Source organism: Pseudoalteromonas sp. NSLLW24 (assembly GCF_015864725.1).
In the GTDB taxonomy this organism is placed as follows: Bacteria; Pseudomonadota; Gammaproteobacteria; order Enterobacterales; family Alteromonadaceae; genus Pseudoalteromonas; species Pseudoalteromonas arctica.
On the sequence record NZ_JADYWQ010000005.1, the window covers coordinates 179,319 to 200,144 of the forward strand.

Genomic DNA, 20,826 nt, shown 5'->3' on the forward strand with positions numbered 1-20,826 from the left:
TTAGGCTATAGACCCATTTAAGTAAGTTGATTGAGCGATAACGGTTGAATCGTTATCGCTAACACATACTTTATTGCGTCCATTATTTTTAGCCTTATATAGCGCTGTATCAGCCCGCTCCAATAGTTTTAGCACTGTATCGTCTTTTTGTATCGTTGCTAACCCAATACTTATAGTAAATGCTATATTTGTAATGGTGTTTTCGGCAATATATTTTCTCAGGTCATCAGCTTTTTTAGCGCTATCATTTAAAGAGGTGTTCGATAAAATAATAGTGAATTCTTCTCCACCCCATCGCGCAATAAGTGCATCATTTCCCATACGAATTTTTAATATTTTAGAAAATTCAGTGAGTACGTTATCGCCAACTAAATGCCCGTAGGTATCGTTTATATTCTTGAAGTGGTCTATATCGCAAATAAGTAAGCAATGCGGGGTTTTAAAAACGTCGTTTTTAGCAATTAACTGTGATAATTCAAAATCAAACTTTTGCCTGTTATAAAGCCCAGTTAACTTATCGGTTTCTGCTAAGTGTTGAATTTCTAGGTTACGGATAGATAGTCGGGTGTATGCCGAAAACCGTGTTTTTTCGTAAAATCTAAAAATCAAAATATGAGCAAGACCTACTTCAATAAGATTAAATAAAGAGCCTAAGCCAATTGTTACAGTTTGCTGTTGTTGTAAGTACACAAGATACGCACAAATAGCAAAAGCGACTGCACTAAATATACTCCCCCAATTTCTGCCAACTAAAAAAAATGTGAATGGCGGAATAAGCGTGGCCCAAAATAAAGAGTGGGCATGGCCACCAACTGAAATCACAAACATCATTATTAAGCTAACGACCATAAGGGTAACAGCCCACGCTGCTGCATTTACGTTGGCTGTTTTATTAAACCAAGTATAAATACCTAACGATATCGTAAGTCCTAAGGCATCAATTAAAGCAATGTCATAGCTTTCAAAATAAAAAAGATTGAGGAGTGTTAAAACTAAAAAGTAACATGTGGTTATTAGTAAAGAGTGGGCTATTAAGCGAGTACGCCAAAAATCCTTATGGTCTTTTGGGTATTGTGGAAACTCTTTGTACCAAAAACCTAGCATAATGAACGACTCTTTAACCTCTGAATTTAGTGATTATTACTTATATTAGGCTTTTATTATAGTTTTTTACTTTGATTAAAACGCTTATATACGGTGGTGTTTATAAAAGTTTAAAGAGCATTACAGCATTTTTCAAAGGTATGAAGGACTAGGTAGTGACTGATTACTTAAATGTAATATGCCTCGCCTTGATTTAATTGACGCAGAGCTCAACGTTATCGCTTACGTAGAGCTCTGAATAAATGTTATATCTATTCCTCTATAAATGCCTCGCCTTGTGTCATCCACTTTGCAGCTGGTTTGCCTTTTAAGTAATGATCAAAGTACTGCATCATACGCACTGAAAAATCGACCTGATTAGGAAACTTTTTCAAGTGGTGTGGTTCACCTTCGTATTGTAAAAATGTAGCGTCTTTTCCTGCACGGCGTAGCGCTAAATAATACTGTACGCTTTCATGCCAAGGTACTGCATCATCTTTGTCGCCAGACATTATTAAGATAGGCGTATTAACTTTGTCTGCAAAAAATACTGGTGAGTTTTCTATGTAAAGTTCTGGTGCTTCAAATAAGTTTTTGCCAATACGGCTTTGTCCTGTTTCGTATTGAAACTGACGAGCAAGACCCGATTTTAAACGTATGCCACTGTAAGCACTTGTCATGTTTGATACTGGCGCGCCAGATACAACCGCTTTAAACATATCTGTTTGGGTTATCATAAACGCACTTTGATAGCCCGCCCAAGAGTGACCTTGTAAGCCTATTTTATCTGGGTCGGCTATGCCTAAATCTATTAATTTTTGGGTGGCGTTTATCATGGTTTGCGTTGACGATTTACCAGGGTGACCTATTTCAAAACGAATATCAGGTAAAAATACCGCATAACCGTTTGAGGTAAACATAGGGAAGTTAGGGCGATGATTTAATTCCATCTTAGGAAAATCAAACATGCGCTGGCTCATGTAACGATAAAAATACACAACCACAGGTACTTTATCGCCTTTTTTATATCCCGCTGGTTTTATTAGGACGCCTTGTAAATCTTCGCCGTCAAAGCCTTTATAGCTTATTAGTTCTGGCTTTTCGCCCCAGGCAAAATTACTAATTTGTGGGTTTAGGGTAGTCACTTGTTTTGGTGCGCTAAAGCTAAAATCTGTTTGGTAGTAATCAGGAAATTGGCTATAAGTTTGCGAGGTAAATAAGTACTTGTCAGCCTTTTTGGCTTTTTTAACCATATCAAAGCGTTTATTATCGCTAAGCACCTTAGTTATTGTGTTAGTGGTTAAGTCGAGCTTTGCAACTTCGCTTTGTTTAGTTTGTAAGTTAATAGCAGAGACAAGTAATGTATCGCCTTTTTTAAAGCCTACTTGGGTTTTATCAAGCTTAATAACACGGTACTGCGTACTGCTTTGCTTACCATTAGTTAGGCGTTTAGCTTGCTGCGTTTTTACATCAAACGCCCAAATATCGTATTTACTATAAGCAAGCACTTGGCTGCTGTCGGTCATCCAACCAGCAAAACCATAACCAGGTTGAGTAGATGGGTAGTCGTGTTTATCATCAGCAAAGGTTGCCTGAATCGCTTTTGTAAGCGGTGTTACTTTATTATTTTTTAAATCTTTTAACTGTATTTGGCTATCGCTAAAGTAAGCCGCAAACTCTCCATTCGGTGCAAGGTTCGGTTTAAACGGGTAGTTACTAATAATGGGAGTTTGTTTACCGGTGTTTATATTTACTGCAAAGTAATCAGCAAAAAAACCGCCGTACATTATTTTTTCTAGGTAGGGGATGTTAGATGAGCCAAGTAAAGACACATCTCGCTCAGGGTTTAGTGCAACCTCAGGCATATTAGTGGTACTTAGCTGTACCACTTTTTGCGAGTTAACGTGATACACCGCGCTGTAATGGCGGTTTTTATTAACTTCGTTCCATTGCTGTTCTTCACGCGGTTTTATTTGCGCATCGTTGTTGTGCCATACATCTAAACCTTTATGTTCGCGTATGGTGTCAAAATCGTACAATGAGGCTTCGTCGGTATATTCTTTGGCTTTTACTTTAGCTGCTAATTTTGGATGGTTTTCAAAATATAAACGCTCGCCATTTTCTGACCATTCAAGGGTGGCTGTTTTACCTAGGGTCCATGTTTTATCAGGTGAGGCTATTGTTGAAAGTTTATCGTTTTTATATAGCTGTAAACTGTAGCTTCGACGGCGCGTGTCATCATTTACATAGTTACCCAATGTAAACGCTGCAATATTGTCAGTTGGGTGCCACGCTATTTTATTTGCGGTTACGCCCGGTTCATCAATTAATACACTGCTAGTAAAGTCACTTAGCTCAATTAACGCTATTTGGTTGTTATTACCATCGCTGTAACTTTGACTCACTAATAGCTGGCTGTTGGCTGAGTTAATAGCATAGCTAAATACGTTTTCTATTGTATGGGTGCGTTTATCAGATAAATTTACGATAACAAGCGCATAGCTCTTATCTTTTTTATCGGGCGTGATAGCGTTGTCTTCTTCGTTTTTAGTGCTATCGGTTTTATCTTCTACTTTTGCGTCATCGTCTTTTTTATTCAAACGATAAACAAGCCACATACCGTCATCAGATAACGTGTAATCTTTTACATCAGCAAAGCTTTGTTGGGCACCTGATTGTGTGTTTACGAGTACCAGATTGTTTTTAAGGGTATCTTTTTTCTTGGTTGTTTCTTTTTCAAGTAAGGTAGGTACTTGTGTAAAAGCGACCCAGTTAGCGGCTTTATTAATATGAGGTTTAGTGCCGCGCTCTACTTCTGCGATGAGAGTATTGCTTTGTAGTGAGTAAACTTGGCCAGTTGCATTTCCACGATACGGCGTTGCACTAAAAGTGAGTACTTGACCATTGTCAGATAGTTGCGTGCTTTTAGCTGATTTAAAACTAAAAACGTCTTTAAATTGTAGCGATTCTTTGGCGTGTATGCCGGTGCTAGTTAAGCTGGCAACGAGTGCCGTGCTTAATAAGGTGAGTTTTGTTTTCATTATTGATTCTCGTATTATGACATTGTTTCATTGTAACGAGTTTGGTTCATAATTCGAGCGGATCAGTTAAATGGCAGCTACATACGACAAAACGACCCGTAGGTCGTTTTTTGGTATTTAATTTATTAATTTAGCAAACATTACAGCCAAATTTTTTGTAGCTCAAGCCATTGTTTTTCAAATTGAACACTTGGCTTTGCTTTAAAGTCGCTACGTACAAACTGATTCATTTTGCCTTCAACGTAGGCAAGTAAAAAGTTTGCAAGTGTAAGCTCATCACTTTGAAAGTTTTTACCTTCACGTAATTTACGCTCACGAAGTACTTGTTTAAACTGAGTTTCTAATTTTTCAAACAGACTTTGTACCCGCTCGCGTAAACGTTCTTGCTCACCTTGTAATGCGTCGCCAGTTAAAATACGAGTAATGCCTGGGTTTTTTTCAGCAAAGGTTAGAAGTAATAATAGAATGTTATAAATGCGCGTTTGGCTTTCTTTTTCGTTTTCAATAATAATATTTATACGAGATAAAAGGGTATCTTCAATAAACTCAATTAAGCCCTCAAACATACGCGCTTTGCTCGGAAAATGACGGTATAGCGCAGCTTCAGACACACCCACCTCAGCAGCTAGTTTTGCTGTGGTGATACGTTGTCCTAAATTAGTTTCTAACATTTGTGCGAGTGCTTGCAGTATTTGCTCTTTGCGATTACTTCTTTTTGTCGCAGGCATGAACATTCCTTTTTATTAGTTATTCTTAGTGGCGCAGTTAAGAACCCTAGTCATTTTTTGTTCAAATGATTGGCGTATGTTAATGTTTTATTCAGTTTGTTTCCAGCCTTTTTATAGATGTTTAGCCAGCTGTTCGATCACTTTGCGAGCTATTTCTATTTTACTTGTAGTTGGTAATTCTAGTTGTTCATTATGCCAGTACAGTGTTAAAGCATTATGATCGGAATTAAACCCTAAGCCACTTTTTGATACGTCATTAGCGCAAATCATATCTAGATTTTTATTCTTTAGTTTACCTTTAGCATAGCTTTCTACATTTTGAGTTTCGGCGGCAAATCCAACCGTATAGGGGCGGTTTTGTGTAAGGTTTGCAATAGCTGCAATTACGTCAGGGTTTTTAGTTAAAGTAAGAGTGAGTTCGTCGCCTTGCTTTTTCATTTTTTGAGTCGCAATGTTTGCAGCTCGATAATCTGCTACAGCGGCGCAGCCAATAAATGCATCTGACTGTGGTGCATAAATTAATGATTCATTTAGTAACTGCTCAGCGCTTTCAATATTTATTAAATTTACGCCAAGAGGCGCTTTAATCGTAACAGGACCCGAAATTAAATTAACCTTAGCACCGAGTTGCAAAGCGGCTTCTGCCAGTGCATAACCCATTTTTCCAGAGCTGTGATTTGATATAAAACGTACCGGATCGAGAGGCTCACGCGTTGGGCCTGCTGTTATTGTAATTGTTTTTCCTGCAAGTAATTGCGGTTGCTCTTTTGCTATACATAGCGCAACTAGCTCATGTGGCTCTAACATGCGTCCAGCGCCTATATCGCCACAGGCTTGCTCACCTTTACCTGGGCCCCAAATAAGTACGTTACGTGCTTTTAATGTGGCTAAATTAGCTTGTGTTGCTGCGTGTGCATACATTTGCTGGTTCATGGCTGGCGCAACTGCGACTTTTGCAGGCGTTGCTAGCAGTAACGTCGTTAGTAGGTCGTCAGCAATGCCGGCTGCCATTTTAGCAATAATATTACACGTCGCAGGAGCAACTAAAATTAAGTCAGCCCATTTTGCAAATTCAATATGCCCCATTGAAGCTTCAGCAGAAGGGTCTAGTAGTGAGTCAGAGACTGTTTCTCCACTAACGGCTTGCATGGTCAGTGGTGTAATAAAGTGTTTAGCTGATTCAGTCATAACTACTTTTACTTCACAACCAGAGTCTTTTAATCGCCTAACGAGTTCTGCACATTTATAAGCTGCAATACCGCCGGTAATACCTAGTACAATTTTTTTGTTTGTTAAGTTAGTCATGGATGTTCATCAGTTTTTATTAAATATTGGGCTTAAAATAACAAATCTTTACCCATACAGCGAAGTTTTTTAATTCGAAATAACAGGCTAAATTTCAAATTTGCATTACATTTATAAGACACTTTCGCCTCTCAAGGATGAATAATGCAACTGACTTCACTACCAAACTCACTTCGACCTCGTGAAAAGCTCATAGCAAAGGGGGCTAAGGCGCTGACTGACGCAGAGCTTCTTGCCATATTTTTACGAACAGGGTTACCGGGAATGAATGTAATTGAGTTGGCTCAGCATTTATTAAACGAGAATAAAACACTTCATAATTTGTTTAATGCCAGCATTGAGGAGTTTTGCTCTCAAAAGGGGTTAGGGACCGCTAAGTATGTTCAGCTACAAGCTGTGTTAGAGCTAAGCCAACGTTATATGCAGGAGCGTTGCCAACGAGACGCCGTGTTTAATTCGCCAAACTCAGTTTACGATTACCTAACAATTCAAATGCGAGGCTTGCAACAAGAAGTATTTATGGTGTTATACCTAGATAGCCAAAATAGATTAGTAAAAGATGAAATACTTTTTTATGGCACAATTAATTCTGCCAGTGTTTATCCGCGTGAAGTGGTAAAGGCTGCCCTTAAAAATAATGCAGCCGCTGTTATTTTTGCGCATAATCACCCAAGTGGTATTGCAGAACCGAGCCAAGCAGACAAACTTATTACTAATAAATTGCAGCAAGCACTGCAATTGGTCGACATAAGTGTGCTTGATCACATCATTGTTGGTGGAGAAACGTGTGTTTCGTTTGCCGAGCGAGGCCTGATTTAGCTTTGTTAGATACAGAAGTGTGTTAAAAATGAGCTGTTTAACGTGTTTTGGCAAATTAGTTTAATTTAAATGCAGTTTTTACTTTCCCTAAGGGCATTCGATCTTTATAATTAGCCGCTATCAAATTTACATATATGAGCTGATTGGATAGATCAGTGTTTGATCTTTGCCTGTAAAAGCTGTATAAAGAGCGCCCTTCGATTTATCTCTAGGGCGGAAATACACGGCCTTAGATTAAATTAAGCTCGAGCGAAGTTATTGGAGATATATAGACATGTCTAAAGTATGTCAAGTTACAGGTAAGCGTCCTGCGGTTGGTAATCACCGTTCACACGCGAGAAACGCGACTAGACGTCGTTTCCTACCTAACCTACAAACACACCGTTTTTGGGTTGAAAGTGAAAAACGTTTTGTAACATTACGCACTACTACTAAAGGTATGCGTATTATCGATAAAAAAGGCATCGACACGGTTCTTACAGAAATCCGTGCTCGCGGCGTTAAAGTTTAAGGATCTGAATCATGCGCGATAAAATCCGTTTAGTTTCAACTGCCGGTACTGGTTTTTTCTACACTACTGACAAAAACAAACGTAACATGCCTGAGAAGATGGAAATCAAAAAGTTTGATCCAAAGATTCGTAAACATGTTCTTTTTAAAGAAGCTAAAATTAAGTAATTTTAGTTCTTTTAGAATTTAAAAACCCAGCTTAGGCTGGGTTTTTTGTTTTTAAAAATATGATTAGTGAATTGATATAAAAAAACCTCGTTGGCATAACCAACAAGGCTTTTAAATCAATAAATGAAAACACAATTAGATTTTTTTGAATGCATCTTGTAGTGGTGGTACTACTTGCTTTTTACGGCTTAGTACGCCATCTAACCATACTTTATCATTCTCTGGTTTTACACCGTAAGCCTGCTCAACTAAGTTTGCATCGTCAGATACAATTAGCATTTCTGAGCCTTCTTTCATTATATCGGTAAGCAGTAAAAATACAGAGTGGCGATTACCCTCAACTTTTAGCTTAGCAATATCGGCTGCAAGGTCTGCTTTAATATCGTCAAAAACAGCAAGGTCGATTACTTCTAGTTGGCCAATGCCTACTAGGTTACCGTTCATGTTGAAATCTTTAAAGTCACGCATTACTAAATCACGTGCTGGTGTGTTTTCTACCGCAGATTTAACGCGGAACATATCCATACCAAGTTCTTTAAAGTCTTCTACGCCTGCAATTTCAGCTAGCGCTTCAACACATTTAATATCGGCAGTGGTACATGTTGGTGATTTAAATATGACTGTGTCGCTTAAAATTGCACACATCATAATGCCCGCAATGTCTTTAGGGATTTCTACGCTGTAGAAGTCGTACATCATTTTAATAATGGTGTTTGAACAACCAACAGGACGAATCCAACATTCAAGCGGAGTAGATGATGTTAAGTCACCTAATTTGTGGTGATCTACCACGCCAACAACGCGAGCTTGGTCGATATCATCGGGTGCTTGTGTTTTTTCTGTGTGATCTACAATATACACATCTTCACCCGCGTAGCTTAATTTAAGCTCTGGTGCTTCGAAGCCAAATTTATCAAGGATAAATTGAGTTTCAGGTGAAATTTCACCAAGACGAGTTGGAATTGCAGGCTCATCGATTTGGTTTTTTAAATAAGCCAGTGCAATTGCACCACAAATAGAATCTGAATCTGGGATTTTATGGCCCACTACATACATAGACATTGACGGAACTCCTTTAAATTTGCCGATATTCTAACAAAGTCTGCGGCCTTTAACATATAGACAGCGCAATTAAGTTTTAGTTACACTTTAAAATCTTGAATTTACTAGGTGTATTAATATGCGACTGGGCCGTAAAGGTTGGAACAACGTTATAATATTTTCGATGTTGATTATGATCTTCTTCTTAAATGGCTGGCATAAGCAACTTTTGGGAGGGGAGGATAAACCAACATTACAAGCCGTACTCCCCCAGCAAAGTTTTGTACTGACACTGCAATTTGTTGATCAAAAAATTGAGCGAATAGGAACAAGCTGGCGTACAACCCCACTACAAAAAGACATACCACTTGTGTGGCAAGCATCTGAGCAGCAACTTAGTGATTTAATTAACCAATGGCAAAGCGCGCAGTTAATGGGTGTTAACGAATCTGTTGTTTTTAATCCTAATGCACCTTTATATGTTGCTACATTTGAGTTGGCTGGCGAGAGTTTACCTTGGGTTTATTTGCTTTATAAAGGCGATGGGCAATATTACTTACTCGAAAAGAGTAGCCAACGAATACTCGCACTCGATTTAAAAACTGCACAGCAGCTATTTCCTAGTTTTGATTTTTCACAAAGTGAGTCTAATTAATGCCTGAATTACCAGAGGTAGAAGTGAGCCGAATGGGCATCACTCCCCACGTACAAAACCAAGTTGTTACAAAGGTAAATATTTACAATGCCAGTATGCGCTGGCCAGTGCCAGATGACGTGTATCAACTTGAAGGGCTAATTGTTACTAGTATTGAACGACGAGCTAAATACTTACTTTTACACTGTGAGCTTGGGAGCACTATTTTACATTTGGGTATGTCAGGTAATTTACGTGTTGTAGATAAAAGTGAGCCGCTTAAAAAGCATGACCATGTAGAGTTTATTTTTGGCAACGGTAAAGCACTGCGCTTAAACGATCCTCGTCGCTTTGGTTGCTGCTTATGGCAAGAGCCAGGTGAAGTGCATAAGCTACTCTCTAAGCTTGGTCCTGAGCCGCTTACCGATGATTTTTTTGCTAAACGCGTGTACGAACAATCGCGCAATAAAAAAGTACCCGTAAAGCAATTTATTATGGATAACGCAGTGGTGGTTGGTGTTGGTAATATTTACGCGAATGAATCGTTATTTAAAGCGGGTATACATCCAAAGCGAGAAGCGGGAAAAGTATCGCTCAAACGTTATCAAGCACTTATCCCTATTATAAAAGACACGCTTGCTGCGGCCATTATGCAAGGTGGTACAACGCTTAAAGACTTTGCACAAAGTGATGGTAAGCCCGGGTATTTTGCTCAAGAGTTATTAGTATATGGGCGCAAAGGCAAGCCATGTATGACGTGTGAAAACGAATTGGAAGAAATTAGATTGGGGCAGCGCAGTACTATTTTTTGCTCAAATTGCCAAAAGTAGTTATCTAGGGCGTGTTGACCTTTCGTGATTGATTTTGCAGCAGACTGTTTGGTATTTAGGCAAGGCAGAGCCTATGTAGTGTGGTTATTCCCCATAAATTGGCGATAACGCAGCATAAATACCAAACATGCGCTGCCCTTTGGGTTCTTTCTAGGGGCGATTAACTCTTTGTTGCTCGATTTTTACTTAGCCCGCTAGGTTACAAACCTCGCGCCGCGATTAAATCGCCCCTAGATTGAACAAATTTCAATCCACAAAGTTCAACACGCCCTAGTTATTTGAATATTCAGTTATTTAAATTTTATCGATTCTAAATTTAATGATATTTAAGGGCCAGCTTTAAAAGCTGGCCCTTTATTTTAAAGCTCGAACGGTGCTACACCGACCGCTTTCATTTTATATCCTACCTGCGCTATTTCGCCCGACCATGTTTCAGTACTTATTATTCCAGTTACAACAATTGCGTCGTATAGGCTATCTATTGGTACTCCACCTTTAATTGTTACATGGACTATTTGATTTGGCGGTGGCGGTGGTACGTGTATACAGGCGCCAAAATAAGGAACGAGTAAAAACTCGGTAATTACTTCGCTATCGCCCTCAAGTGGCACAACAAAACCAGGCAAACTCACCGATTGGCCATCAAGTGCCTTTACCACTGGAGCATCTAAATCGGGTTGCACCCAGTTTTGATCACTACCTTCGTGATTAGCTTGTGCTTGAGTGTCTATTTGCACGTGGTTTTTAGGGATTAAGTCTTCCCAAAAAATTTCTTTTGGTGGATTAGCATAACTCGCTACGCTTACAAATAATAAGTTAATAGCAGCAATGTACTGAAAAGCTGTTTTAAAAAATGTCATAAAATACCTAAAAATTATGCTTTTATACTCATACCATCGCTGAGTGAATAAAAATAAGCGCGAGTAGCGGGTATTAAGCCAATAATAAAACCGGCTGCCATAATAACGCCGATTAAGCTCAGTTCATAGTAAGAGAGTATTGTGATATTTACGCTTATACCGGCATGGCTTTGTAAGTAACCGCCGACTGAAAAAATAACTAAATAGTAAAGCACACTACCTACTAGGCAACCAAGTAAAGTAGTCAGTAGTGACTCAATACTTATAAGTGTAAATAAATGCCAAGGGCGAGCGCCTACCGAACGTAATATAGCAAGTTCGCGACGACGCTGACTCAGGTTTGCAAGCAATGTCGTTAGCATGCCAAGTAGGCTTACTAACACGACAACAGCTGAGAATAGCAAAAGTATTTTTTCTACTATGGCGAGCATTTCCCATAACTCTTTAAGTGTTACTGTTGGCATAATCCCAAGCAGGGCTTCTGGCTTATATTGATTTATATTGCGCCTAATTTGTAGCGTGTATAAAGGCGATTTGAATCCCATTAAAAATGCTGTAATTTGTTTTGGATGCCCAACTAGGTCGTTATGTTCGTCATGCTCATGCTCATGCTCATGCTCAAGGCTCGCTTTACCGCCGTGAATTAAATCGATTGCAGCCAAAGGAATATGCAGCGTTTTATCAACAGGCGTGCCAGTAGGGTTTAAAATACCGACGACTTTAAATGGGTTATCGTCATGATGATGAAAACTGGTGTTCCCCATACCGTGCGATATAACAATAGAGTCGTTAAGTTTATAACCTAATTTATTAGCGACTTCACTACCTAGCACCACTTCGTTAATTGCAGCAAAAGGGTGGCCTTTGTTAAAGGTTAAATTTTGTTTTTTTGCAAAGCGATAATGGCTAAAGTAATCAAGTGTTGTGCCTAGTACCGCTTGGCCTTTATGGCTGTCGCCTAGGCTTATAGGTATGCTCCATTTTACGCCTCGCTGACTTGTTATGTATTCATAACTTTTCCAGCTTACGCCGTTATTAGTATGGCCAATTCTAAATACTGACGAAAGCAGCAACTGTATGTCGCCGGTACGCGCACCAACAATTAAATCAGTGCCCGAAATAGTATTACTAAAACTACTTTTAGCATCAATTCGTACACGCTCAATACTTAAAAGTAGCATTACACTAATTGCGATAGTAAATAATGTAAGCAGTACACTTGCACGGCGGTTTAATAAGCTTTTGTAAGCAAGTTTAGCGATGATCATACTTGTTCCTGCAAGCTTATAAGGTCAATGGAGCGGTCAAATAAAGGCTTTAGTGTTTCATCGTGGCTCACAAATACCAGCGTACTATTAGATAACTTTGCCTGCTCAAACAGTAACTTTATAAAGCTTTCACGGTTATTTGTATCGAGTGCAGATGTGGGCTCATCAGCAATTATTAATTCAGGGCTGCCTATAAATGCGCGAGCTGCAGCAACGCGCTGTTGCTGTCCAATACTTAATGTCGCTACATCTTTATGGTGATACTGCGCAGTAAGGCCTAAAGCATTTAATAACCGCATCGCTTCTTTTTGTAAGGCAGAGTTTTTATTTGATGATTGCTTTAATATTTTTTGTTTTCGACTTTTTGAAAACTCACACCCAAGCGTTATATTTTCAATAGGAGTTAAATAAGGAAGCAGGTTAAAGTTTTGAAAAATGTAGCCAATGTGATCCGCTCTAAAAACATCACGGGTAGTATTGCTTAATGTAGTTAGGTTTTTGTCTAAAATTGATACCTCACCGCTAGTGGCTGTATTAATGCCAGCAAGAATCGCTAATAAGGTCGATTTACCTGAGCCACTAGGACCGTGTAAAAAAATATGCTCACCTTTTTCGATAACTAGCTCTTTTATGGTGAGCGTGGGTGAGCTATCGCTTTTATGCCACTTAAAAGTTACGTTTTTTAGGTTTATCATTATCTTGTTACCAACCCCAGTAGTTTAGATCTTTGCGCATTTTTAGCTGTCTTATTATATTTAGTGGCTTGGGTTTTAGTTTATCGTTACTTTGTAAAAATTCATTAGCTGCATTCAATACGCGCTGGCTAGATTGACCATCGGTGTATGGATGAAGTTCCTGGCAATAGCTTTCAATATTTTGCATTAAATCACTAGGTTTAGTAAGCGCATGTTCAATAGCGGCTTCTACTTCATCAGCGTCGGTAATATCAAGTAAATGAGGAAGTGGTTTTTGATTACAAAATGTGACTACCGGTTTACGCAGTAGTAAAAACATTAAAAGAACTGACGATGTATCGCACAGCATAACATCGGCAGCTTGCAATAACGGCAAAACGTTATCGGTTTCAATAAATGTTAGACTTTCGTTACTCAGCGCTTTGTATTTATTAACCCATTCAGCAGGCATTTTAGGATGAAATTGCATCAAAATACGCCACTTACCTTGTTCACTAAAATGTTTTATTTGCTCATATAATTTAGGAGCAAGTGATAGCTTTCGTGAGAAAGTAGAGCATATAAGTAAAGTAGGGCGAGGGTCGTCACTTACATAAGGATTATTTGAAGTATTGCTAAAAAGTGGATCGAGTGTTGGCCAGCCAGTTTCAGTTACTTTAAAGAAACCATGCTGCTTAGCTAGCTCTTTAAATCGGGTTGTTGTATTTGGACCTTGCGTACAATATAAATCGTAACAACCACGAATGTTAAAGTGATCCTCTTGCCCTTTCCGATTTAATTTTCCTGAATTGAACCCGTGAAATACAGCCACTTTTTTACCAGGAATAAAATTAGGAATTATATTGCCCGGTATAAATGTAATGTTTGGAGCCCAGCTTTTAACATCTTTTATGGTATGTAAACGCTGCTCGTTTGTGGTTAAAAAATCGGGGTTTACTTCGTTACCCGCTAAAAACCAGCGGACTTCGCCACCATTAGCTAGTACTGCAGCCTGAATAGGCCTCAAGATAGCGTACGAATAATTTTGAGAGATATACATCAAGTATTTTTTATTTTTAGTGGCAGTTAAGTAGTTCAAGCTATCTCCTCAGGCTGGTTGGCACATTAAGTTTACCCCATTGCGACTCGCTTATAAATATATGCCTTTATTTGTTTTAAGCATCCGATTGAGCTTTGAGGTTGGCTAGATTATTATACAGCCCATATAACCCCATACCATACTTTGCTCAAAGAGCATCCCTAACCCCGGAGATAGCATGACTAGCTATAAAGTTTTAGACGTAAACGATGATTTACCCATTCGTACCAAAGGTGAAGTACACAGCGGTAAAGTTCGTTCAGTTTATTGGTTAACTGATGAAGACAGCGCTCGATTAATTAAAGATAAAGGCTATCAAGTACCGACTGGTACTGAGCTTGCTATTATGGTTATTTCAGACCGAATTTCTGCATTTGATTGCATTTGGCAAGGCGAAAACGGTTTAAATGGCGTACCAGGTAAAGGTATAGCGCTAAACTCAGTGGCAGCCCATTGGTTTAAGTTATTTGATAAAGCGGGTCTTGCGGGCAATCATATTGTAGATATTCCGCATCCGTATGTGTGGATTGTACGCAAAGCCAGTACAGTAAAGGTAGAGGCAATTGCTCGCCAATATATTACGGGTAGCATGTGGCGCGATTACGCTAAAGGCATACGTAACTTTTGTGGTATTGACTTGCCAGAAGGTTTAAAAGCGAACCAAAAGCTTGATAACGTTTTAATTACGCCATCAACAAAAGGTATTATTGAAGGCGTTGCTGATATTCCGCCAGTTGATGATGTAAATATTACTCGCGCTAACATTACTAATAACTTAGATGTATTTAACTTTAAATCGGCAGATGACGTAACCAAATACGAAAAACTGTTAGTTGAAGGTTTTAAATTAATTAGTGATGAGCTAGCGAAGCTTAACCAAATTTTTGTAGATACAAAATTTGAGTTTGGTTATGTAGAGGATTTAAATGGCGCGCAACAGCTTATATATATTGATGAAGTAGGCACGCCTGATTCGTCACGTATTTGGGATGAAGCTGCATACAAAAATGGTAAAATTGTTGAAAATTCTAAAGAAGGTTTTCGCCAATTACTTATTAATAATGTGCCAGAGAGCGACGTATTATTAAATAAAGATCGCATGAGTGAGCGTGAGCAATTAGCAAAAGATTATATTTTACCAGAATCAGTAATGCTTGAAGTGTCAAATACCTATGTTGGCATAGCGAGCAAAATTGTAGGTAAAGATATTGTGATCCCTGAGAATCCTCGCCAAGAAGTAATTACTATTTTAGATAACGATTACGGATTAATTGTTAAATAGCAGCACTTAAGTGCTAACAAAGCCAGTAACTAAGTCTTTATTTTTAGTTACTGGGCTATAATTCTTGCAATTAGTGCTCGTCTCTAATTAACTTAACCTAACATTAATATTTAGGTGTTGTTATGTTTGAGCGGGCATTGCAAAAGTTTGCTAAAAGTCATTACTTTTTAGCTATAGGTTTGTTTTTTAGTCAGTTTGCTTTAAGTGCGAATATTGAATTAGTAATAGAAGATCAACACGGCCAAAAGTTATCAGGTGCAGTGGTTGAGCTTAATATTGCTGACAAACAAGCCACACCATCAAATTTGCCCATTGCTATAATGGATCAAGTCCATAAGCAGTTTTTACCCGAATTATTAGTTGTACAACAGGGTCAAAAAGTTAACTTTCCTAACAGCGATAATATTCGCCATCATGTTTATTCTTTTTCACAAGCTAAGCCTTTTCAACTAAGATTATATTCAGGGCAACCAAAAGAGCCCATTACGTTTGAGCAACAAGGGGTTGTTGTTTTAGGGTGTAATATTCATGACTCTATGGTTGGCTATATCTATGTAGCGAGTAGTGAATCCGTATATAAAACAGATAAAAAAGGCTATGTTAGTTTGCCTATTAATACGCTGCCTGCACAAGTGAGTGTGTGGCACCCTTTACAAACAGCGCCATTGGAGAATAAAAAAATGATAACAATTAATTCTCAAAAACAGTTACAGATAACAGTAAACACATCGACCCCAGCACCTAGAAATACCTTTGGTAGTAAGTTTAAGGCTGGTAATGACTAATAGTTTACGAAATCGCATAACCATTTTATGTGTTGGCTTAGTGTTATTAACCACTATGGTCAGCTTGTTTAGTTTTTGGTGGTCTACGAGTAAGTTTCAAGAAGAAAAAGTAAATCAAGACATTACCGTAGCGCAAAATGTTTATAAGCAATATTTAAAATCAAAAGAAAGCTTACTACTAACCGCAGCAAAAGTACTCACCTCCGACTTTGGTTTTAAGCAAGCTGTAGCAACGCGGGATGCCGGGACAATAAGCAGTGTGTTGTTTAATCATAGCCAACGTATTGATGCCGAATTAATGCTGCTACTTGATTTATCGGGTAGGCTAATTTCCGCCAATACTGACGAAGACGCTTTTGCACATAACTTAAAGCCGTTAATGGAAGAGCTTTTAAGTGCGCCAGAAGAGTCTAGTTTTGTGGTGCTAAATAACGAGCTTTACCAAATTATTTTATTACCCGTAAGAGCGCCACGTACAGTGGCCTATAGTTTGGTGGGTTTTAAAATTGATGACAATGTAGCCCATGAACTAAAAAGCTTAACAGGCATGGATGTGAGCTTTATAGGTAGCGCTGACGATATTGTTATTAGTTCATTAGCTAATCGCCCTGAGCAATTTGAACCTGTTAGCTATTTTAGTACCGTAACCACATCGCGTTTTTTTGGTGAGTATTTGGTGTATCGTAACCGAGATATAGATTTACCATCGTTGTTGACCCATCCTATAATTATTTTACTGAGCGCCGATTTAACACAAAGTTATAGTGACTTCGAAAAACTTCTTTTTACACTTATTATTTTAGCTATTTTAACTATGTTTGTAGGTGTTATTACGAGCAGCATATTTGCAAATAACTTAACTACGCCACTTACTCAACTAGCTGTAATAGCAAGGCAATTTGCACAAGGTAATTATGCTTTTGAATTTAAAGGGCGAAGGCAAAGTACCGAAATAGACACGCTAGTCGCAGCGTTTGATAGCATGGGTAATGATATTAATCAGCGCGAGCAACAAATTAGCTTTCAAGCCAGACACGACTCCCTAACAGGCTTTTATAACCGCTCAGCCATGCTTGAGGTGCTTGATGATGAGTTAGATTCATCAGCCGAGTATACGCTCGTTGCAATAGACATAAAAGGTCTTCGCCATATAAACGATAAGCTCGGTCCGCGCATTGGTGATGACTGCCTAAAGGCGGTTGCTTGCAGAATAAGTGAGTTTTCGGATGAGTTAGGGGGCTTTCATGCTCGTATTGGCGGCGATGAGTTTTTAACTGTGTTTCCGACTGCGGCAGCGCGCGAACACAAAAGCGGTATTGTTGGCTTAATGGCACAATTACAAGCGTGCTACACCATTCAAAAACTAAAAATTAACTTACGCTTTAGTGCGGGCATTGTGCAGTATCCTACACAAGGTATTGCAAGTGATGACTTAATGCGCCGTGTGCTAATTGCAGTTGAAAGTGCTGCAAACACACAAGAGAGCATACATTATTATCAAAATGGTGAAGACGAGGCGCACTTAGAGCGCTTAATAATGCTTGATGAATTAAAGCAGGCTATTAGTGATGACGATGGTCAATTGTTTATGACTTATCAGCCAAAATTACATTTGAAATCGCAAAAAATAGATAAAGTTGAGTCGCTTATTCGCTGGCAGCGAAAAGATGGTAGTTGGGTTAACCCCGAGCTGTTTATTGACTTAGCTGAGCAGTCGGGGCTTATTGTTGAACTTACTGGGTGGGTTGTTAATACGGTTGTAGCACAAGTAGCAGATTGGCAGTCTAAAAATATAAACTTACAGGCTGCAATAAATGTATCTGCGCAAGACATAGCATTTCCGGGCTTTCATGCTGCATTAGTTCGTACGCTTAAAAAGTACAAAGTAGATCCTAGGCTGATCACTATTGAGCTTACTGAGCGCGATATGATCGAAAACGAAGAAAAAGGTATTAAAGCGCTCGAAAACCTAAAGGCAATTGGCGTTAAAATATCATTAGATGATTATGGTGTAGGGCAAACATCACTTGGCCGATTAAAAATGCTGCCGATTGATGAGCTTAAGCTAGATAAGTGCTTTATCCTAAAACTTGATGAATCGCAAAAAGATCAATTTATAGTGCAATCATCAATTACGTTGGGGCATCAGCTAGGTTTCTCGGTTGTAGCTGAGGGGGTTGAAACACTTGGCTCATTAAATTTACTTAGAGGTATGCAGTGCGACCATGCACAAGGCTATTACTTAAGTAGGCCTTTAAAAGCAGAACTATTAGAAGAATGGCTGGAGGAATACTATGAAAAAAATTAAATACTTATTAGCAAGTTTGTTTTTAATAATTAGTGTACCGAGCATTGCAAGCAATGGAAAACTGCTAGCTACGCCGGGAGTTTCTCAAATTGAAGGCAGTGGCGGCGGTGGTATTGTACCGTGGGCACAACTTGCTGGGTACGCAAGTGATGATGAATTTTCGGTAAATGGCTTTTGTAGCCGCGCAGATGTAACCGACTACACACTTGACGTATGTGGTGCACAACTTAATTTATTTAATCGTGTTGAGCTCAGTTATGCCCAACAGCGCTTTGATGTACCAGCACTTGATGCTGAAATAGAGCAATCAATTACAGGTGCTAAAATACGTTTATATGGTGATATTGTTTACAGTGATTGGCCACAACTTAGCTTAGGTATTCAGCATAAATCACTGGATGATGGCAGTATTGCAACACTTGTAGGCGCAGAAGATACTAGCGGCACTGACTACTACCTCGCTGCTAGTAAGTTACATTTGGGGGCTATTGCTGGTTATAACTGGTTTTGGAACGTAACCACACGATACAGCGAAGCTAATCAACTTGGTTTGCTTGGCTACGGTGGAGAAAATGGTAGTGGTAAAGTGCTATTTGAAGGCAGCACAGCACTATTTTTTAGTCGTGAAGTCGCCGTAGGTGTTGAGTATCGTCAAAAATCAAATAACTTAAACTTAGGCGAACAAGATTGGAAAGACTTATTTGTAGCATGGATGCCTAATAAGCACGTAAGTGTGACAGCGGCTTACCTTGATTTAGGAAGCATTGCAGGGGCTGACGATCAAACAGGTTGGTATTTATCGGTAACAGGGTATTGGTAATGAAAAGCGTTGGTATTTTTATAGTATGCGTAGGATTGCTTTGTAGTTGTGCTAGCTCAACGCAATTATCGCTTTATCAAAAGCTGGATGGTAAAGCGGGGATAGGCAGAATTGTTGATAGCTTTATCTATCAAATAGGTAATGACGAGCAGATAATTCATTACTTTGAGCACAGCAATATAGCGTACTTTCGCCAAGGGTTTATTACTCATATGTGCATGCTAGTAGAAGGCCCATGTACATACGATGGCGACTCTATGGTAGCAATCCATACAGGTATGCATATTACAGAGAAAGACTTTAATCATGTGGTTGATTTACTTATAAATGCAATGAATGAGCAGAACATTAGCCATAGTTTGCAAAACGATATTCTCTCTAGAATGGCACCACTTCGTGGTGAAATTATAAAAATGTAATCACTTTGTTTTTGTTATGCTCCTTTCAAGGTAGAATATAAAGAAAAAATAATAGTGATCCTATATGAATATAATTTTTGATACGCAAAGTCTTTACTATCTCCCTCAGTATATCCCTGTATATAAAGAATTATGTAAAAATGGCATCAAAAGTAAATTTGTATTTTATAAAAATAGCCATGAACATTTAATCCAGCGTGTTATAGATGACTATGACTTAGAGCACATCTGGGTTAACGAACAACAACAATCAATTGCTTATTACGAAAATGAAAAAGCTGATTGGGTTTTTTTTGCCAACTCTTTTTGTTACCTAGACCGCTTACATAAAGTATCTAAAAGCGCTCAGCTCGGACATGGAATAGGCCCTAAATCAAGTTACTATACTAAGTCTAGTCAAGCAATGACAGTTAGATTTGTTGAAGGTCAGTACAGACTAAACCGTTTAAAATCAATGTATCCAAATGATGAATTTGTTGATGTAGGCTTTTGCAAATTAGACCCTATTTTTAATAAGGAAAAAATTGATGGTACGTTAGAATTAACTAACTTTGATAATAAAAAACAAACTATTTTATACGCTCCTACATTTTATCCAAGCAGCTTAGAGTTATTTCCTGAAAATTGGCCGGAACATTTTGGTGATTACAACATCTTAATAAAACCTCATTACTTTTCTATTAGTAAAGAGCGTTATAAAAAACACGTGAAATTGCTAGATCATTGGTCAACGTATCCCAATGTATATTTAGCAAAAGTAGAAGATTATTCGTTAGTGCCTTTTTTAGATAAAGCAGATTTATTGATTAGTGATGCATCATCAGCTTTATTTGAATTTGCTCTGTTAAACAAGCCGGTCATTTGGTGCGATTTTTTGAAGTTGCGGTGGGGATACAAAGGAATATTTTCATATCGTTTTAAAAAGCGAATGGATCAAGATTATGGTGAGTATGCGAATGTTGCTATACACGCCAAAAAATATAAAAACCTTAAAAAGTTAGTTGAACAACAACTGGCTGAACCAGAAAGCTTAGCTAATATTAGATTGTCTTTATCAGAAAAGTTAGCGGGTAAAATGGACGGTAAAGCAAGTAATAGAATTGTTCAATATTTAATAAAAAATAAGTAACTATTACAAAAGTATTTGGATGT

Annotated in this window: 20 protein-coding genes; 11 read left to right on the forward strand and 9 right to left on the reverse strand. The window is 38.4% G+C overall.

The genetic code is table 11. The features are described from left to right. The 4 genes from I6E72_RS07170 to coaBC all read right to left on the reverse strand — a co-directional run bounded on the left by I6E72_RS07170 (position 1) and on the right by coaBC (position 6,157). Positions 1 to 1,104, reverse strand: coding sequence for a GGDEF domain-containing protein (locus I6E72_RS07170; RefSeq protein ID WP_197111625.1), 1,104 nt, complete (start codon positions 1,102 to 1,104; stop codon positions 1 to 3). 251 nt (positions 1,105 to 1,355) lie between these two features. Beyond that, a complete protein-coding gene (locus tag I6E72_RS07175; RefSeq protein WP_197111627.1) occupies positions 1,356 to 4,124 on the reverse strand; it encodes a S9 family peptidase in 2,769 nt (922 codons plus the stop codon). A 140-nt stretch (positions 4,125 to 4,264) separates the two neighbouring features. Further along, positions 4,265 to 4,852 carry a nucleoid occlusion factor SlmA gene (slmA, locus tag I6E72_RS07180; protein ID WP_007581932.1) on the reverse strand — a complete coding sequence of 196 codons (588 nt, stop codon included), beginning with the start codon at positions 4,850 to 4,852 and terminating at the stop codon, positions 4,265 to 4,267. A gap of 111 nt (positions 4,853 to 4,963) precedes the next feature. Continuing rightward, complete coding sequence (coaBC, locus tag I6E72_RS07185; protein ID WP_197111629.1) at positions 4,964 to 6,157, reverse strand: bifunctional phosphopantothenoylcysteine decarboxylase/phosphopantothenate--cysteine ligase CoaBC; 1,194 nt, start codon at positions 6,155 to 6,157, stop codon at positions 4,964 to 4,966. Between the two features lie 144 nt (positions 6,158 to 6,301). On the opposite strand from coaBC, the gene radC reads away from it, so the two are divergent. The 3 genes from radC (at position 6,302) to rpmG (ending at position 7,654) form a co-directional block, all read left to right on the forward strand. Then, on the forward strand, positions 6,302 to 6,976 hold the full coding sequence (gene radC / locus I6E72_RS07190) for a RadC family protein (RefSeq protein ID WP_007581936.1): 675 nt from the start codon (positions 6,302 to 6,304) through the stop codon (positions 6,974 to 6,976). 274 nt (positions 6,977 to 7,250) lie between these two features. After that, positions 7,251 to 7,487 carry a 50S ribosomal protein L28 gene (gene rpmB / locus I6E72_RS07195; protein ID WP_004335549.1) on the forward strand — a complete coding sequence of 79 codons (237 nt, stop codon included), beginning with the start codon at positions 7,251 to 7,253 and terminating at the stop codon, positions 7,485 to 7,487. An 11-nt stretch (positions 7,488 to 7,498) separates the two neighbouring features. After that, entirely contained in the window at positions 7,499 to 7,654 is a 156-nt protein-coding gene (rpmG, locus tag I6E72_RS07200; RefSeq protein WP_004335545.1) for a 50S ribosomal protein L33, read from the forward strand. A 135-nt stretch (positions 7,655 to 7,789) separates the two neighbouring features. Here the strand turns inward: rpmG and I6E72_RS07205 are convergent, their stop codons facing one another. Then, positions 7,790 to 8,716, reverse strand: a complete 927-nt coding sequence (locus I6E72_RS07205) for a manganese-dependent inorganic pyrophosphatase (RefSeq protein WP_197111631.1) — start codon at positions 8,714 to 8,716, stop codon at positions 7,790 to 7,792. Positions 8,717 to 8,834: 118 nt separating this feature from the next. Here I6E72_RS07205 and I6E72_RS07210 point away from each other — a divergent pair, with 118 nt between their 5' ends. Next, on the forward strand, positions 8,835 to 9,350 hold the full coding sequence (locus I6E72_RS07210; protein WP_007581940.1) for a hypothetical protein: 516 nt from the start codon (positions 8,835 to 8,837) through the stop codon (positions 9,348 to 9,350). Next, positions 9,350 to 10,159, forward strand: a complete 810-nt coding sequence (mutM, locus tag I6E72_RS07215; RefSeq protein WP_007581941.1) for a bifunctional DNA-formamidopyrimidine glycosylase/DNA-(apurinic or apyrimidinic site) lyase — start codon at positions 9,350 to 9,352, stop codon at positions 10,157 to 10,159. The genes I6E72_RS07210 and mutM overlap by 1 nt, the downstream gene beginning before the upstream one ends. A 359-nt stretch (positions 10,160 to 10,518) precedes the next feature. Here mutM and I6E72_RS07220 read toward each other — a convergent pair whose 3' ends face one another. The 4 genes from I6E72_RS07220 to I6E72_RS07235 are packed head-to-tail and all read right to left on the reverse strand — an operon-like array spanning position 10,519 to position 14,060. After that, positions 10,519 to 11,019 (reverse strand): DUF3299 domain-containing protein, encoded by a 501-nt coding sequence (locus I6E72_RS07220; protein WP_197111633.1) that lies wholly within the window; start codon positions 11,017 to 11,019, stop codon positions 10,519 to 10,521. A gap of 14 nt (positions 11,020 to 11,033) precedes the next feature. After that, positions 11,034 to 12,287, reverse strand: a complete 1,254-nt coding sequence (locus I6E72_RS07225; RefSeq protein WP_197111635.1) for an ABC transporter permease — start codon at positions 12,285 to 12,287, stop codon at positions 11,034 to 11,036. Continuing rightward, positions 12,284 to 12,982, reverse strand: coding sequence for an ABC transporter ATP-binding protein (locus I6E72_RS07230; protein ID WP_197111637.1), 699 nt, complete (start codon positions 12,980 to 12,982; stop codon positions 12,284 to 12,286). Before I6E72_RS07230 ends, I6E72_RS07225 begins: the two co-directional genes overlap by 4 nt. A gap of 7 nt (positions 12,983 to 12,989) precedes the next feature. Continuing rightward, positions 12,990 to 14,060, reverse strand: coding sequence for a CDP-glycerol glycerophosphotransferase family protein (locus I6E72_RS07235; protein ID WP_197111639.1), 1,071 nt, complete (start codon positions 14,058 to 14,060; stop codon positions 12,990 to 12,992). Between the two features lie 178 nt (positions 14,061 to 14,238). Between I6E72_RS07235 and I6E72_RS07240 the strand changes: the two genes are divergently transcribed. The 6 genes from I6E72_RS07240 to I6E72_RS07265 all read left to right on the forward strand — a co-directional run bounded on the left by I6E72_RS07240 (position 14,239) and on the right by I6E72_RS07265 (position 20,803). Continuing rightward, a complete protein-coding gene (locus I6E72_RS07240; RefSeq protein ID WP_010553317.1) occupies positions 14,239 to 15,342 on the forward strand; it encodes a phosphoribosylaminoimidazolesuccinocarboxamide synthase in 1,104 nt (367 codons plus the stop codon). 122 nt (positions 15,343 to 15,464) lie between these two features. Next, positions 15,465 to 16,127, forward strand: coding sequence for a methylamine utilization protein (locus I6E72_RS07245; protein ID WP_007581955.1), 663 nt, complete (start codon positions 15,465 to 15,467; stop codon positions 16,125 to 16,127). Continuing rightward, positions 16,120 to 18,435, forward strand: coding sequence for a bifunctional diguanylate cyclase/phosphodiesterase (locus tag I6E72_RS07250; protein ID WP_197111642.1), 2,316 nt, complete (start codon positions 16,120 to 16,122; stop codon positions 18,433 to 18,435). Before I6E72_RS07245 ends, I6E72_RS07250 begins: the two co-directional genes overlap by 8 nt. After that, on the forward strand, positions 18,422 to 19,255 hold the full coding sequence (locus I6E72_RS07255) for a DUF3034 family protein (RefSeq protein ID WP_007581959.1): 834 nt from the start codon (positions 18,422 to 18,424) through the stop codon (positions 19,253 to 19,255). Before I6E72_RS07250 ends, I6E72_RS07255 begins: the two co-directional genes overlap by 14 nt. Next, positions 19,255 to 19,674 carry a group I truncated hemoglobin gene (locus tag I6E72_RS07260; protein ID WP_007581961.1) on the forward strand — a complete coding sequence of 140 codons (420 nt, stop codon included), beginning with the start codon at positions 19,255 to 19,257 and terminating at the stop codon, positions 19,672 to 19,674. The genes I6E72_RS07255 and I6E72_RS07260 overlap by 1 nt, the downstream gene beginning before the upstream one ends. 64 nt (positions 19,675 to 19,738) lie before the next feature. Beyond that, positions 19,739 to 20,803, forward strand: coding sequence for a CDP-glycerol glycerophosphotransferase family protein (locus I6E72_RS07265; protein WP_024592822.1), 1,065 nt, complete (start codon positions 19,739 to 19,741; stop codon positions 20,801 to 20,803). Positions 20,804 to 20,826 lie beyond the last annotated feature (23 nt).